This is a genomic window from Micromonospora sp. NPDC047707 (assembly GCF_040704235.1).
Taxonomy (GTDB): Bacteria; Actinomycetota; Actinomycetes; order Mycobacteriales; family Micromonosporaceae; genus Micromonospora.
The window spans coordinates 226,325-239,947 of sequence record NZ_JBEYSU010000003.1; the positions used below are offsets into that span (position 1 = coordinate 226,325).

17 protein-coding genes are annotated in these 13,623 nt (G+C 70.0%); 6 read left to right on the forward strand and 11 right to left on the reverse strand.

Annotation, left to right across the window (positions count from 1 at the left end; all coding sequences use genetic code 11):
• Positions 1-99: 99 nt before the first annotated feature.
• Positions 100-708 carry a hypothetical protein gene (locus tag AB0873_RS04980; protein WP_366598463.1) on the reverse strand — a complete coding sequence of 203 codons (609 nt, stop codon included), beginning with the start codon at positions 706-708 and terminating at the stop codon, positions 100-102.
• Positions 709-906: 198 nt separating this feature from the next.
• Between AB0873_RS04980 and AB0873_RS04985 the strand changes: the two genes are divergently transcribed.
• A complete protein-coding gene (locus tag AB0873_RS04985) occupies positions 907-1,263 on the forward strand; it encodes an STAS domain-containing protein (RefSeq protein ID WP_366598464.1) in 357 nt (118 codons plus the stop codon).
• Here the strand turns inward: AB0873_RS04985 and AB0873_RS04990 are convergent.
• The gene (locus tag AB0873_RS04990; protein ID WP_366598465.1) at positions 1,177-2,154 is read right to left on the reverse strand and encodes a sigma-70 family RNA polymerase sigma factor; all 978 of its coding nucleotides are present in this window, start codon (positions 2,152-2,154) and stop codon (positions 1,177-1,179) included. The two genes, AB0873_RS04985 and AB0873_RS04990, sit on opposite strands and share 87 nt — an antisense overlap.
• A 130-nt stretch (positions 2,155-2,284) precedes the next feature.
• Here AB0873_RS04990 and AB0873_RS04995 point away from each other — a divergent pair, with 130 nt between their 5' ends.
• Both AB0873_RS04995 and AB0873_RS05000 read left to right on the forward strand, forming a co-directional pair.
• Positions 2,285-3,115: an alpha/beta hydrolase gene (locus AB0873_RS04995; protein ID WP_366598467.1), complete on the forward strand. Its 831-nt coding sequence runs from the start codon at positions 2,285-2,287 to the stop codon at positions 3,113-3,115.
• 124 nt (positions 3,116-3,239) lie between these two features.
• Entirely contained in the window at positions 3,240-3,518 is a 279-nt protein-coding gene (locus AB0873_RS05000) for a GYD domain-containing protein (protein WP_366598571.1), read from the forward strand.
• 90 nt (positions 3,519-3,608) lie between these two features.
• Here AB0873_RS05000 and AB0873_RS05005 read toward each other — a convergent pair whose 3' ends face one another.
• The 6 genes from AB0873_RS05005 to AB0873_RS05030 all read right to left on the reverse strand — a co-directional run bounded on the left by AB0873_RS05005 (position 3,609) and on the right by AB0873_RS05030 (position 6,266).
• Entirely contained in the window at positions 3,609-4,157 is a 549-nt protein-coding gene (locus AB0873_RS05005; RefSeq protein WP_366598468.1) for a hypothetical protein, read from the reverse strand.
• Positions 4,158-4,236: 79 nt separating this feature from the next.
• Positions 4,237-5,001, reverse strand: coding sequence for a DUF427 domain-containing protein (locus AB0873_RS05010; RefSeq protein ID WP_366598469.1), 765 nt, complete (start codon positions 4,999-5,001; stop codon positions 4,237-4,239).
• Positions 5,002-5,104: 103 nt separating this feature from the next.
• Positions 5,105-5,494: a GIY-YIG nuclease family protein gene (locus AB0873_RS05015; RefSeq protein ID WP_366598470.1), complete on the reverse strand. Its 390-nt coding sequence runs from the start codon at positions 5,492-5,494 to the stop codon at positions 5,105-5,107.
• A 9-nt stretch (positions 5,495-5,503) separates the two neighbouring features.
• Complete coding sequence (locus tag AB0873_RS05020) at positions 5,504-5,755, reverse strand: hypothetical protein (protein WP_155333853.1); 252 nt, start codon at positions 5,753-5,755, stop codon at positions 5,504-5,506.
• Positions 5,752-6,015 (reverse strand): DivIVA domain-containing protein, encoded by a 264-nt coding sequence (locus AB0873_RS05025; protein WP_366598471.1) that lies wholly within the window; start codon positions 6,013-6,015, stop codon positions 5,752-5,754. Before AB0873_RS05025 ends, AB0873_RS05020 begins: the two co-directional genes overlap by 4 nt.
• Entirely contained in the window at positions 6,012-6,266 is a 255-nt protein-coding gene (locus tag AB0873_RS05030; protein WP_366598472.1) for a hypothetical protein, read from the reverse strand. The genes AB0873_RS05025 and AB0873_RS05030 overlap by 4 nt, the downstream gene beginning before the upstream one ends.
• A 228-nt stretch (positions 6,267-6,494) precedes the next feature.
• Between AB0873_RS05030 and AB0873_RS05035 the strand changes: the two genes are divergently transcribed.
• Together AB0873_RS05035 and AB0873_RS05040 are read left to right on the forward strand one after the other, a co-directional pair.
• Positions 6,495-7,871 (forward strand): DNA-binding protein, encoded by a 1,377-nt coding sequence (locus AB0873_RS05035; RefSeq protein WP_366598473.1) that lies wholly within the window; start codon positions 6,495-6,497, stop codon positions 7,869-7,871.
• On the forward strand, positions 7,861-8,391 hold the full coding sequence (locus tag AB0873_RS05040) for an NUDIX domain-containing protein (RefSeq protein WP_366598474.1): 531 nt from the start codon (positions 7,861-7,863) through the stop codon (positions 8,389-8,391). The genes AB0873_RS05035 and AB0873_RS05040 overlap by 11 nt, the downstream gene beginning before the upstream one ends.
• Before the next feature lie 32 nt (positions 8,392-8,423).
• On the opposite strand, the gene AB0873_RS05045 is transcribed toward AB0873_RS05040, so the two are convergent.
• On the reverse strand, positions 8,424-8,882 hold the full coding sequence (locus tag AB0873_RS05045) for a hypothetical protein (protein WP_366598475.1): 459 nt from the start codon (positions 8,880-8,882) through the stop codon (positions 8,424-8,426).
• Between the two features lie 413 nt (positions 8,883-9,295).
• Between AB0873_RS05045 and AB0873_RS05050 the strand changes: the two genes are divergently transcribed.
• Positions 9,296-9,826: a GNAT family N-acetyltransferase gene (locus tag AB0873_RS05050; RefSeq protein ID WP_155333859.1), complete on the forward strand. Its 531-nt coding sequence runs from the start codon at positions 9,296-9,298 to the stop codon at positions 9,824-9,826.
• Positions 9,827-9,883: 57 nt separating this feature from the next.
• On the opposite strand, the gene AB0873_RS05055 is transcribed toward AB0873_RS05050, so the two are convergent.
• Both AB0873_RS05055 and AB0873_RS05060 read right to left on the reverse strand, forming a co-directional pair.
• Positions 9,884-11,233, reverse strand: a complete 1,350-nt coding sequence (locus AB0873_RS05055; RefSeq protein ID WP_366598476.1) for an AAA domain-containing protein — start codon at positions 11,231-11,233, stop codon at positions 9,884-9,886.
• 5 nt (positions 11,234-11,238) lie between these two features.
• Positions 11,239-13,569, reverse strand: coding sequence for a DUF262 domain-containing protein (locus AB0873_RS05060; protein WP_366598477.1), 2,331 nt, complete (start codon positions 13,567-13,569; stop codon positions 11,239-11,241).
• Positions 13,570-13,623: the final 54 nt, after the last annotated feature.

The following is a 13,623-nucleotide window of genomic DNA, read 5'->3' on the forward strand; positions in this document are numbered from 1 at the left end:
GGACGGCCACGCCCGCACTGCTGCGGCGCTGGCGGCGGCGCGCTTCGTCGTCACCCGCCGGTCGAACGCTCCTGATCCGGCGGCGTCGCGGGCCGCGCGTCAACCGGCCGCCGGCTCCGCCTCCCTCGTGTCGGCCGCCGGTGGCATCCGCCGTCGCAGGAGCCGCACGCGCCGGGCACGGGCCATCTCCGACAGCCGGTTCGTCCAGGAGGCGAGCAGGAGCACCAGCATCCCCGCCCCGACGACCCAGGCCAGCCGATCGGCCAGGGTCCGCACCGCGGGCAGGGTGATCGCCAGGGCGAGCGTGGAGACGCCCGGGAAGATCAGACCCATGGCCGCCGCCTGCGCCAGGTGCCCGTCGTGCTTCCGCTTCCAGTAGAACGCCTCCCAGCCGAAGAGGGTTCCATTGCCGGTGTACTGGGCGATGGCCGGGCGCAGCACCTGCTCGATGTAGTCGCCCGCGATGCGGATGTCCCGGTACTGCGAGACGACGTTCAAGCCCAGCGCGGCGCTGACGAGCGGCAGGATGAGGAGCAGGCGCAGGTCGGCCTTCTCGGCGAGGATGAAACCGGCAACCGCCGCGACGACGGTGAGGTGCAGGCCGATGACGTTCTGGTTGTGGGTCGCCTTGCGTTCGATGGTGCCGCGGATCGCCGCGGCGTCGGCCAGGGCCGCCGTCAGGGCCCGGTCCGGCATCTCCCCACTCACAGGCAACTCCTTCGCGCGCGTCCCCTCCCGGTCTATCAGCCGCAGTCAACATGGTCTATGCGAGCCCGGGCATCCGCGCGGGTGGGACGGCGAGGCCCGCGCCGAAGACGTTGTCCGGGTCGGGTCAGACCACCGGGTCGTACGGGATTCATCGGTCCGGGTGCGGTGAGTTTCCCGGCGCCCGGCGGTCCTATCCGGGTGACGCCCCCCGCGATCTCCTTCGCCGTCGGCGCGACGCTGACCCGCGCGGACATCCCCGCCCGCTGCGATGACCTGGCCGAGGTGCTGCGCGGCAACGACGGTGGCGTGGTGGTCTGCGACGTGAGCCGGGCCCGCCCGGACGTGGTCACGATCGAGGCCCTCGCCCGGTTGCGGGTGACCGCGCGGCGGCACGGCTGGCGGCTGGTGGTCAGCGGCGCCGGCGCCGGCCTGCTGGAGCTCGCCGACCTGCTCGGCCTGACCGACGCGCTATTCCAGCCGGCCCGGCAACCCGAACAACGGGAACAGGCGGGCGGTGTCGAGGAAGTTGTTGACGCCCGCGATCCGCCCGCCTGAGATCTCCAGCACGATCAACGCCCACGGGTCGTGCCCGGAGCCGGAGAGGCTGGGGCGGTACTGCCCGAACGCCGGCAGGCCGCTCGCCACCACCGGCACCAGCCGGGAGCCGCGGCATCCGCAGCCCGTGCCGCCCATCCAGGTGAGGATGTCGCCGTGGCCGCGCAACCACAGCGGCAGCGGCGGCATCGACAGCGTGGCGTCCTCGTGCAGCAGCGTCGTGAGGGCGGTCAGGTCGTACGCTTCGAACGCTTTCACGTACCGGGCGAGCAGCGCCTTCTGCTCCTCGTCGAGCGGCCGGTAGACGTCGGCGGTGGTGTCGGCGGCGGCGAGGGTGGCCCGCGCCCGCTGCAGGGCGCTGTTGACGCTCGCCACGGTGGTGCCGAGGAGGTCGGCCACCTCCTGGGCCGACCAGGCCAGCACCTCCCGCAGGATGAGCACGGACCGCTGCCGCGGCGGCAGGTGTTGCAGCGCGGCGACGAACGCCAACCGCACGGACTCGCGGCCCGCGATCACCTCGGCCGGGTCGCTGCCCTCCGGCAGCACCCGGCTGTCCGGCACCGGGCCGACCCAGATCTCGTCGGGACGCGGCTCACCGGCGTGCGTGGCGTCGCCCGACCCGGCGGGCCCGAGGTCCATCGGCCGGACCCGGCGCTGCGCGCTGGTGAGCATGGTCAGGCAGACGTTGGTCGCGATCCGGTACAGCCAGGTCCGCAGTGCCGACCGGCCCTCGAACCGCTCGAAGTTGCGCCACGCCCGCACGAAGGTGTCCTGCACGGCGTCCTCGGCCTCGAAGGCCGAGCCCAGCATCCGGTAGCAGTAGCCGGTCAACTCCGAACGGTACGGCTCCAAATGCGACTCGATGGAGGTGCCGGTCGCCACGTCACTCACGCCGGCCAATCTAGCCCTCTCCCCCGACAATCCCGGGCCCGAAAATTCGTGTCTCCCGCACCGATGAGTCTCCGGCGTTCGCCTGGTCACCAGGACGTCAGCTCAGAACACGACGCGAGGGAGCACCGTCATGACCACCACGCAGTGGACTGCCGAGCCCACCACCACCGGCCGGTACGCCGACGTCAACGGCATCAACCTGTACTACGAGACGCACGGGCAGGGCCGCCCGATGATCCTGCTGCACGGCGGCCTGGGGTCGGGTGAGATGTTCGGGCCGATCCTGCCCACCCTGGCCGGCGGCCACCAGGTCATCCTGGTCGACCTGCAGGGGCACGGCCGGACCGCCGACATCGACCGGCCGCTCGACATCGCGCTGATGGCCGACGACATCGCGGCCCTCATCGACCACCTCGGGCTGGAGCAGCCGGACGTCGTCGGCTACTCCCTCGGCGGCGGCGTCGCGCTCCTGGTCGCCATCCGCCACCCCGACAAGGTGGGCCGCCTGGTGTCGGCGTCGGCGGGCATCCGCCGCGACGCCACGTACCCGGAGATCCTCGCGCAGCAGGGCCAGGTCACCGGCGCGGCCGCCGAGTTGATGAAGGAAACCCCGATGTACGAGCTGTACCAGCGGGTGGCGCCGCGTCCGGAGGACTTCCCCCGGCTGCTCGACAAGATCGGCGAGGCGATGGCGAAGGACTTCGACTTCACCGAGCAGGTCCGCGGCCTGCGGGTGCCGACGCTGGTGGTCGCCGCCGACGCCGACATGCAACCCCCGAGCCACTTCGTCGAGGTCTTCGAGCTGCTCGACGGCGGGCTGCGCGACGGCGGCTGGGCGGGCGAGGGGCGGCCGACGGGCGGCCACGCCCTGGCCATCCTGCCCGGGTTGACCCACTACAACCTCTTCTCCTCGCCGCTCTTCGCCGCGGTCACCCTCGCCTTCCTCGGCCAGGAGAGCTGACCAGGCGTAGTCGGGCGGGAAGCGGGTACGCGCGGCGCGCGCGGCCGGGCTTGCGGGGAGCGTGGGGGAAGGTGGTGCCAGCGTGGCGAAGTTCCTGGTCAAGGCGACCTACACCAGTCAGGGGATGGCGGGGCTGGGCAGGGAGGGCGGGACCGCGCGCGCCGAGGTCGTCCGGGCTCTCATCGAGAACACCGGCGGCCGGGTGGAGAGCCTGTACTTCGCGCTCGGCGACTACGACCTGTACGTGGTGGGCGACCTGCCGGACACCGTGACCGCCGCCGCCCTGGGCATCGCCGTCCGCGCGGCGGGCGGGGTGGACGCGCGGGTCGTCCCGCTGATCACCTCGGAGGAGATCGACGCCGCGGCCCAGCTCCCGGTCATGTACCAGCCGCCGGGCCGGTGACGGTGAGGCCGGCGGCGACCAGCCCCATGGGGGTGGCTGCGGCGGTCGACCGCCACCAGATTCGTCGGGGTTCGCCCTCAGGCTCGGGTGTCAGCGCAAACGCTGACTGGTCGACGGCTTGGCCGTCAGCCGAGGCTCCACATCCTCCGGCAGCTCAGCACCACAGAGCGCGCAGATGTAGTCGTCGTCGCGGACGAGGTTGCGTTCGCCGCAGTCGAGGCAGCGCCGGAAGATGACCGCCACGGTGAAGCCTTCCGGGCGGTCGATACCTGCCCGGTCGAGGGCGCCCGCCACCGCCACCCACGAGGTGGGATCGGGGCAGTAGCCGGTGGACTGGTTGGTCACCTCGGTCACGACCCAGCCGTCCCGCCCGCCAGCGAAGGCGATCTCCCCCGCGCCGAGGACTTCTCCGCCGCCGGCGCAGGCGACGTGCTCGCTGCGTCTCGGCGCGAGCCGCAACGTACCGCCGGTGTCGACGACGTAGGTGAACGGCTCGTCACGGTCGCGTGGATCCGCGGCCGCCAGGTAGGTGTCGAGGTCGACCGGTGATCGGATGGGCCAGCCCTCGGGAGCGTCGGCGACTGACGCCCGCACGTCGGCCGGACCGACGTACCGGTATCGACGCCCTTCCCCGTCCACGGCACCGACCCTACGCCCGTACGGCCGCCACCATGGACAACCGCACCGGTCCGGCAGCCCAGAAGCGGCGCGGCGCCGGTCAGGAGAAGTGCGTCTTCGGTCGGCTGAGCCGCTCGCCGTCGACGATCAGGTCGACCTTCTCGTTGTAGAAGGCGACCAGGCCGGCGATCGGCAGGAGCGCCGCGGTGGGGAAGGCGTACGACCAGGCCAGGTCCGGGTGGACGGTGTCGTCGACACGGACCGACCAGTAGTCGCTGGTCCGGCCCTTGTACGGGCAGGCGGTCGTCGTCGCGGACGGCACGAGATGGTGGACGTTCACGTCGGTGCGATTGAGGTAGTAGCGCGTCGGAAGGCCGGTCTCGAAGACGAGCACGGGCGACGTCGACTCGGCCAGGACGACGCCGTCCAGTTCCACCCGTACGCTGCGGGTGGACCGCAGCGCGTCGACCCGGGCATACGGGTTGCGGGGGTGCACGAAGACCTGCTCGTCCTCCTCGAACCAGCTGTCCATGGCGTCCCAGTCGAACCGGATCGTGTCCGCCAGCCCCGCCGGCGCGTCGTCGCCGTACCACCGCCCGCACGAACGACGGACCGTCTCCCCCACCCGCAGCCCGTGCAGCCGCGCAGCGCCGCGCCGCGACTCCTCCGTGCACTGCTCGTCGACCAGCAGGCTGCGGTTCACGTCGGCGATCGGGATGTAGTACTGGGGGTAGAACGACCATTCCCACACGTACCGCGCCCGCGTGGTGTCCAGCACCTGCTCCCCGGCGAGGAAGGCGCGGATCCGGCGGGGCACCGGCTCCATGCGGTCGACCATGGCGATGGCCTTCGGATACTCCGGCACCGTGTCCTCCTGGTCTCGCAGATCGGGTACCGATCTAACGATCAGTGCTGCCCAGCGGAAGTCGACGCTCGCTCTTTCCGGGTGGCCCTGCCCGCCGCGAGCATTAGCGGCGCGGCTTCGGCACCTGCCGGTTGAAGCGAGGCTTGAAGGCCAGGACCAGGCTCTCCTTCGTACCCTCCGGGTTGTCGGTCTCCTGCCAGCGGACCTCGCGCTGGCCCAGCCAGCCGGCGATGTCCTGCGCTGTCGCCACCGGGCCCTGCTTGTCGAGGAGCTGGCCGACCTGCTCGTGCAGCACCGACGACCCGCGGTTGCCGGTCAGGTGCTGCCGGAGGCGGTTGCGCAGGTTCCCGGTCCGGCCGACGTAGATGACCGTGCCGCCGTCGAGGACCACGTGCACGCCGGGCGCGCGGGGAGCGTCGGCGGCGGCCTCCATCGTGTACGGCGCGGGAGGCGTGAAGGCGGCCAACAGGTCGTCGATCAAGGGGTCGGGCATGCCCGGAGGCTACTCCCCCGTGCTCCCGCACGGGCCGTCGTGGTCGTTGCGACGTCGGCAGCGGCCGGCGCCGTCGAGCCTGGCGTCACACCAGACTCGGGTACGCAGGAACTGGCGGTCCTCCTCGCTGAGGGTGGTCTCGCCGAAGTCGATGGCGGTGACGTGGCCGAGGGATTCGCGCAGTGCTGCCGCCAGTCTCGTCGTCTCGTCGAGGCTGGTCAGCGTCGTGGGCAGGTGGATGACCCAGCGGGGTGCGGTCATCGTAACCACCTACTGTTCGGTGAACCGGGTGCGGTGTGGCGGCAGCCGGTGTGGCGGGACTGCCACTGGCGTAGGGCCTGGCGGATGCGCTCGGCTTCGGTGTTCGCGGTGGCCAACTCCCGGTGGAGGCGGTCGAGTTCGTCGGCGATCCGGTGGAGGTAGTCGTAGACCTGGTTCGGGTCGAGGCCGCGCCAGCGGATGTCGAAGGTGGCGGCGCGGACGTGGTGCGCCTGCAGGCGCTCGCCGGTCACGTAGATCATCGCTGCGGTACCTCCTGCTCGGCGATCAGCGCCTGGACCTGCCGGTCAGTGAGGCCGCGCTGGTCCAGGACGCGCTGGCCCCAGCGGTGCAGCCGACACGGATGCGGGGCGCGGTCGTTGCGGCAGCGCGGGCCGTCCGGCCACTGCTCGGGCGCGTGCACGGTCAGCGCCTTGACGGCGAAGCCGACGTCCTCGGCGGTGACGTACGGCGGCAGCGGCAGCTCTCCGAGCACCTCGTCGATCGAATCCATGTCCCTCCCTCGCTCTGGTAGGGCGCCGAGGCGGGCGGGGACGACCGGTACCGTCGCGCGCGCCTGCACCGATCGGAGCCCAGCACCCGCCCCGGGCCGTGTAGGGATGGTGTCGGCGATTCGAAGGAGGCAGAATGACCGACGGTCGATGAGGCGTATACGGATCGCTCATAGCTCCCACAACCTCAACGATTCCCATGCTGACGGACAGGACGCCTGAGGTGTTGAGTGCAGACCAACCGGGCATCACGCCGCTGTTCCTGTGGCGCAGGTTTGGCACGGGACAACCGGACGAACCAGTGCAGCAGTTGCTACCGGCGACAGAGCGCACGCCTGCTGACGCCACCCACCCTGCCGACCGGGTTCTGGGATACGTCCGAGCTACAGGCCGCCTTCGCTGACCGCCACATCGGACGCGTCATAAGGGCGTACCGGCATCATCCGCACCACGGAATGCGTCCGCTGCCGCAAGAAGTCGTCGCAGGTTGGATGGGGCAGACGCAGGCGCAGCTCAGCCGGCTGGAGAACGGCCTGCCCCTGCGCGACCTTGATCGACTCGCCGCCTGGGCAGCGCTGCTCGGTATGCCCCAGCAACTGCTGTGGTTCGCCTTACCCGCGGGAAGCCCAGCCGGCGATTCCCCGGCCGCACCGCGTGAGCCGGACCTGCGCCTGCTCCGCTCGCTTCGTTCAGCGGACCGGCGGGTGGGCGGCGGGCACCTCTACGCGACCGTGAGCAGCTATCTCGCCGAGCACGGAAGTTCGCTGACGAGGCACGGAGCCCGAGCCGCCGCATCTCCGGCGTTCCTCGCGGCCACGGCTTCCCTGCACGAGATGGCGGGTTGGATGGCGCACGACGCTGGCGCCGCGCCGACCGCCAGAGAACATCTGATGGCCGCAAGCTACCTGGCCCGCGATAGCGGCGACCAGCAGCTCAAGGCGCAGGTATTCGCAAGCCTCAGCCACCTCGCCAGTTATCAGGGCAATGCCAATGACGCGTTGACGTACTCGATCAGCGGATTGGAGGCGGCGCGGACGGCGCCTTCGCACGGTCTACTCAAGGCACGGCTACTGGCCATACAGGCCCGCAGCCTGGCCATCGCCGGGAAACCGGCCGAGGCGATGAGCGTGCTTGAAGACGCCGAACGCGCCCTGTCCGAGGAAACGGTCGTCGTCTCCAAGTGGCTGAGCCCTTTCGACGAGACCTCCTTCGCCATCGAAGCTGCACGCTGTTTCCTCCGCATAGGTGATCTCGCCGAGGCACACAGACGCTTGGAAGATGCCCTTACCGCGCGTGCCAGGGAGAGGGTGCGGAGCCGATTACTCGCCCAGCTCATGCTCGTGACGGCGCTACTGGGACGGGGACTGCTCGATGAAGCGTGTGTCGTCGCCCACCGCGTGCTGGAACTCACCACCGGCCTAAGCTCGGCTGTGGTCGTGGAACACCTCCGGCACGTGGAGATCCTGCTCAAGCCGCACGCCTCGCGCTCCGCCGAAGCACAGGCGACGATGGTGCGGATCGGCGAGGCCATCCGCGAGAATGCGTGGATCGGCATCATGGGGGGACTTCACTCGGTGATTAGTGCAGGTCAGGCGCATGCGCGATGACCGTCCGCTCTACGAGCGCGATCCAGAAGCATGGCAGGTCCATCTAGCTGAAGGCAACGCGAAGCAGCCCCGCAAGCGGGTCGGCGCGGACGTCCTGATCCGCAACGAGCAGGGTGAAATCCTGCTGGTCAACCCGCGATACAAGCCCGACTGGGACCTGCCCGGCGGAATGGCCGAGGCGAACGAGCCTCCGCACGAGGCCGCTGAGCGAGAGCTTCGAGAAGAGCTCGGCCTCGAACTTTGGATCCGGACCATGCTCGTGGTGGACTGGGTGGCGCCCCACGGCGCATGGGACGACAGCCTCATGTTCATCTTCGACGGCGGCGTCCTGAACAACCGCCAGCTCGCCGCGCTCCGGCCAATGGACGACGAACTGCTGGCGTGCAAGTTCTACCCACTGGGAGCGGCACGAGGACTCCTCCGCCCATACGTTCACGACCGGTTGACGCAAGCGCTCCTCGCCACCCAAGCCGCAGCACCGCGATATCTGCTCAACGGCACTGATCCTTCGAGCCGCTGAACCCGGCTGGAAAGATCTGCTCTCACGAGCTGCTATCGCCGGCTGATGGTGCTCCGGTAGGCCCGCCATCGCCGAGCGGCATCGAGAAGTGGCCCGTGGTGGGGACCGGGCGCGGCCCACTGCTTGCGTTCCCAGAGGCGCACCAGCCCGTCGGCGAAGGCGTTCACCGCCTCGTCGGATGCGTGCACCCAGGCCGGGACCTGCCGAGCCCATGCCTCGGCGGCGGCTGGTTCGTGGCCGGCGCGGATGAGGCGTACCAGCATGAAGGCGGTGTCGATCCACGCCGCGCCGCGCGCCGGGCTGGACCAGTCGACAAGTCGCAGCCGGACGGCGAGCAGGAAGTTCCGCGGCGTCATGTCGGTGTGCAGGAGCGTGTCGCCGTCGACCAGTTCGGCGGCGATGAGGTCCCGCCAACGGTCGGCGAATCGCTGCACCGGGATGGGCGGAGCCGGGGTCAGCTGACGGCTCAGTGCGCTCAGCAGCTGCGCCACCGGAAGCAGGTCGGGCGATCCGGGGGCCAGGTCGGGGTGGTGGCCGGCAGCGTACTCGAACCCGAGGAGCAGCCAGCCCTCCGCCTCGACTTCCGGCGAAGGCGAGGCACCACGTCGGGCAGGACCGGCGGCGACCGAGATGGCGGCGCGAGGATGGTCGATATACTTGGGGCGTATACCGCGAACCCTGGCAACGGTTTGAATGGTTAGGCTCGACAGAGCGCAATGGGCACAGCCACCCGGGAACGGCGAGGTTGCCGGTGACACCTGCGAACCGCTGCCGGAAATGGGGCGGGTGCGGTCGGGACGAATAACCGCGCTGCTGGCCGAAGTACGATCCGATCTTGCGGGTGCAGGCACTTCGCTCCCCCACGTCCGGAGTTCAACGACGCTTACGACGGGACACCGGCCTGATGCAGAAAGACCTGCGGCTGCGGCACTACACGGCTGAGGAGGCCCAGACGTTGGTTGACCAGCTCATCGACGTCTACCTGGACGCCCATGCGAACGACGGGCCGCTCTACAACACCGAGCGATACGGGAAGCAACTCGCCGCGCACATGCCACGCCCAGGCTGGTCGCTGGTGGCAGCGACGGTCGACGACCAGTTGGTGGGTTACATCTACGGATTCCCGCTGGCGCCGGACACCCGGTGGTGGGATGGCATCCAGGAGCCTGTGCCGGCCGGCTTCACCGAGGAAACTGACCAACGAACCTTTGCCGTCAGCGAGTTGTTGGTGCGCAGCGCGTGGCAGCGACGAGGCATAGCCCGAGCCCTACATGACGATCTGATGCGCAGCCGGACCGAGGAGCGCGCCACTCTGCTCGTCCGGCCCGACAACGTCGGTGCGCGTCGCGCCTACGACTCCTGGGGGTGGCAATGCGTAGCACGGCTCAAGCCAGCGTGGGAGGGCGCTCCGATGTTCATGGTCTTCGTTCGCTAGGTCACGTCTCGATTGGGGGTCTTCCCGCCCGCGACCTTTTGCAACGGCTCGCCACCGTCAGCTCCCTACTCCATGTGCCAGCAAATGAGCCAGGACGGACTGGTTGGCCTCCCAACCGTCGGGGAACTTGACCGGCACGTTCAGGTGCACCGGCTCAGTGCTCGGGTGGGCGTCGAGCAGCTCGGCGATCCCCGCCCGAGCCACCACGACGCACGCCTGCCGATGTCGGGACGTGAGCACGCAGAGCCGCCCCGACTCCAGGTGGAACGCGGTCGCGTCCCGCCGGCCCGAAAGCGGGTGCAACACGATCGTCACGTCGTACTCCCGGCCTTGAAGCCGGTTGGCCGTGTCGACGGTGACCCCGGATTCGGCCTCGCCGAGGTGGGCGCGAATGGCAGCGACCTGGTCCCGATGCGCAGCGCCGATGGCAATCCGGTCGGGGGTGACGGGCGCCCCACCAGGCTTGCGTTCGGATACGGCGACGGCCCCACGCTCCAGCAGCCGGCGTGCCAGGACGGCGCACGCCTCAGCAGCCTCGGCATCGGTGCGCAGCGTGTGCCGGGCAGGCAACTCGTAGAGCGCCCACCCGTTGGCCGCCGCCGTCTCCAGCGCCGCGTCGACCGGTCCGTGCCCGAACCCGGCCGTGGCGAACGACAGCGACCGCTCGCCAGGCCCCGTACCGGCCTGGAACCCGGTGAACGGGTAGAACGCCTCGGCGACCACCGGCGCCGCCGACGGCGGCAGCCGCCACGACACCGGCAGCCGGTGCACCGGTAGGTTCGGGTTGTGTCGCAGCAGGGCGGCGACCGCGGACTGCATCGGATCCCAGGTGAGGCCGACCCAGCGTTCGGTCTCGACGGTGGAGAACGGGTCGAGCTGGCCGGGGTCGCCGACGAAGAGCGCCCGCTCGAACCGGCCGGCCACCCGCAGCAGCGCGTCCGACCGCATCTGGTAGGCCTCGTCGACGATCGCCCAGGGCCAGCAGCCCTCCGACACCATCGACCACTTCGCGGCCGTACCGATGATGATCGAGGGACCGCCGAGGTCGGCGACCTTGGCGGCGACCCGGACGGTGGCGTACCGCTTGATCCGCTCGGTGGCGCTGTAGTCGTTCGCCGAGAGGCGGCCGATGTGCAGGTCCGGCGCCTGCTGGGCGAGCCGGTCGATCAGGTCGTCGACCTGCTCGTTCGTCTGCGCGATGACGATCAGTGGCTCGCCGGCGCGGGCCAGCTCGATGGCGGCGCGGACGACCAGGGTCGACTTGCCGGCGCCGGGAGGCGAGTCGACCACGACGCCCCGGTACTCGCGGGAGTGCAGGTCGGCCAGCACCTCGGCAATGACCTGCTCAGCTTGAGCCGACGGCGACACCGCCGGCTGTCGCGGAAGCAGCAGGTTGCTGACGGCCATGGACGTCACCGCGCCTCGTACTCGAACTGCTGCAGGCGGGTGCGCGCGACCTCCAGCTCGGCGGGATCGAACAGCCACTCGAACTCCGGCCTGGTCACCAGAGCCTCTACCGTCAGGTCGAGCCGGCCCCGCTCCCACAGCGCGACGAAGCCGTCGGACACCACAGAGCTGGCGAGCAGCTTCTTCGCGGTGGAGATGCTTCCGTGCTCGGCGAGCATGCTGAGGAAGAGCGTGGCGTTGTAGCCGGCCTCGTCGCGCGCCGCCACATACAGCTGCCGCATCGCCCGGTCGAAGTCGGCGCCCGTGCCGCCAACCGCGGCCTGCGCCGGCACGGTCGCGGACGGCGGGCCGGCCGCCAGCGCCGCGTCCTCGACGGTCGACTCGTCCGGGCCGATGTGGTCGTCGTCCTCCGACGGTCCGGCTGCCTGCTCGTTGCGCCGAGCCACGTAGCCGAGGAGCGCGTCCACCGAGGTGAACACCTCGTATCCGAGTTCCTCCATGCGCGGCAGGTCGGGGTTGGCGTCGAGTTCCAACACCACCGGGTTGCCGAGACCCGGCTGGAGGCCGTTTGGCCAGTACGCCTCGGCCACCCCCAGGACACGTCCCGTGGCAGGATCGGCGATTTCGCTGTCCAACGCGGGTTCGGCACAGCCGGCCGCGGTCAGCTCGTCGACCAGCGCCTTGATCTGGCGGGCGCGGACGTCGTCGTCCTCCTCGGCCACCACGACCACCGGCCGCAGCGGCTCGGTCGCCGGCTTGGTCCCGTCACGCAGGCTGGCGAGGAAGCCGTTGGCGGCCTCGGCCAACAGCTCCCGGCGGGCGGCCAGGAACTCGCGGTAGCGGTCGAGGCGCCAGAGCTGCGGGTCGGTGGGGATCCACTGTGACTCGAGCGCGCCCGGGTGCTTCTGCTGGGTCTCGGCGAAGTAGTCCTCCGGCGCCCGCTTGCCGATCGCCAGGTTGGTCTGCTGGGTCAGGAAGGAGAAGTTGGCGACGGCGTTGACCTCGGAGCGGCCGTAGCCGTGCTTGTAGAGCAGCGCCTTCGGGAAGATGTGGTGCACCTGCAGCGAGGTGAGGTAGCCGAGCATCTCGGCTCTGAGCTCGAGCCCGGAGCCGAAATCGCGGGCGCCGAGCACGCGGGTGAGCAGGTAGAGCAGCGGGTAGAAGCGCGAGCCGCGGCCGAATCCCTCGAAGTCCTGTCCGTCGATGACGAGGTTGCCGCCGCGCCAGCGGCTGAGGCTGGTGATCAGGCCGTTGATGCCGGTGCGGGCGACGGTCTCGTAGTCCTGAGTCAGGATCGTTTCGGTGGAGCCGGCGAAGCGTCCCCACAGCGCGGCGTGGATGTACCAGAAGAGCATCCGATCGCGCTGGGTGGCGTCGGCGAACGAGCCGCCGTTGAGGTGCAGGAAGCGGGAGACCACCGGGAAGGCGTAGCGACCCATCAGCACCCGGTCGTGGTCCAGGCCAAGCCGCCCGGAGATCACGTCGAGGAAGCCGCTGATGTAGTGCTCGCTGGAGGTCAGCGCCTGGGCGAAGTCGGCCGAGCCGACCCCCTCCAGGAACTCGAACTGGGCCCGGCCGGTCGCTACCGCGTTGACGTTGCGCAGCAGCCAGTCGAGGTTGAACTGAAATCCGGCCGTCGACCACGTGCTGAGGTGCTTGCGCATGGTCGAGCGCGCCTCGGGCCAGTCGGCGCAGATCTTTGCCAGCGCCAGGTCGCCCTTGGAGAGCTTGGTGCCGCCGGAATTGACGCGGTTGAAGATGTCGACGACGACCTCGACGCCCTTGTCCGCGCCGGTGATCTTCTCCTGGTGGAACTCGCGCTCGAGGATGTTGCGCAGCCGGATGAGCCGACCCATGTACGTGGCGAAGTGCGGCATGGTGGCCGGGTCGGCGGAAAGCTTGCCGATGTGCGGCTCGATGCCGTCGACGAAGAGCTCGGTGACGTCGACCCACGTCGGGTCGTCCTTCATCTTGGCCGGCGCGTAGAACTCGAAGGTCTCCTCTTCGACGTTGAACCGCAGCCCGGTGAAGGCGGCCGGATCGCCCTCGAAGAACGCCGGAGGCTTGCCGCGCACCACCCCGTAGAGGGAGGTGATCCGCTGCTGACCGTCCAGGAGCAGCTGCTTGATCCCGCCACCAGCCTTGCTGCTGCCCCGCACCGACCCATGGTCGGCTTCGGTCTCCCAAACCAGCAGGGCGCCGACCGGATAGCCGAGGTAGAGCGAGCGCATCAGGCCGCGGACCTGGTCGCGGTTCCACACGTAGCCGCGCTGGAACTCGGGCAGCAGCACCGTGCCCGAGTCGATCTGGTCGAGGATCGTGCCCAACTTGCTCATGTCAGCTCCCCCACGGATCTGAACGTCTGGTCGTTTGTTGTGCTGCGGTTGGAC

Coding starts and splice junctions, on each gene's coding strand:
- AB0873_RS04995 (WP_366598467.1), top strand. CDS start 2,285: ATGACCACCACGCAGTGGACTGCCGAGCCCACCACCACCGGCCGGTAC.
- AB0873_RS05000 (WP_366598571.1), top strand. CDS start 3,240: ATGGCGGGGCTGGGCAGGGAGGGCGGGACCGCGCGCGCCGAGGTCGTC.
- AB0873_RS05015 (WP_366598470.1), bottom strand. CDS start 5,494: ATGCCCGACCCCTTGATCGACGACCTGTTGGCCGCCTTCACGCCTCCC.
- AB0873_RS05020 (WP_155333853.1), bottom strand. CDS start 5,755: ATGACCGCACCCCGCTGGGTCATCCACCTGCCCACGACGCTGACCAGC.
- AB0873_RS05025 (WP_366598471.1), bottom strand. CDS start 6,015: ATGATCTACGTGACCGGCGAGCGCCTGCAGGCGCACCACGTCCGCGCC.
- AB0873_RS05030 (WP_366598472.1), bottom strand. CDS start 6,266: ATGGATTCGATCGACGAGGTGCTCGGAGAGCTGCCGCTGCCGCCGTAC.
- AB0873_RS05040 (WP_366598474.1), top strand. CDS start 7,861: ATGCGCGATGACCGTCCGCTCTACGAGCGCGATCCAGAAGCATGGCAG.
- AB0873_RS05050 (WP_155333859.1), top strand. CDS start 9,296: ATGCAGAAAGACCTGCGGCTGCGGCACTACACGGCTGAGGAGGCCCAG.
- AB0873_RS05055 (WP_366598476.1), bottom strand. CDS start 11,233: ATGGCCGTCAGCAACCTGCTGCTTCCGCGACAGCCGGCGGTGTCGCCG.
- AB0873_RS05060 (WP_366598477.1), bottom strand. CDS start 13,569: ATGAGCAAGTTGGGCACGATCCTCGACCAGATCGACTCGGGCACGGTG.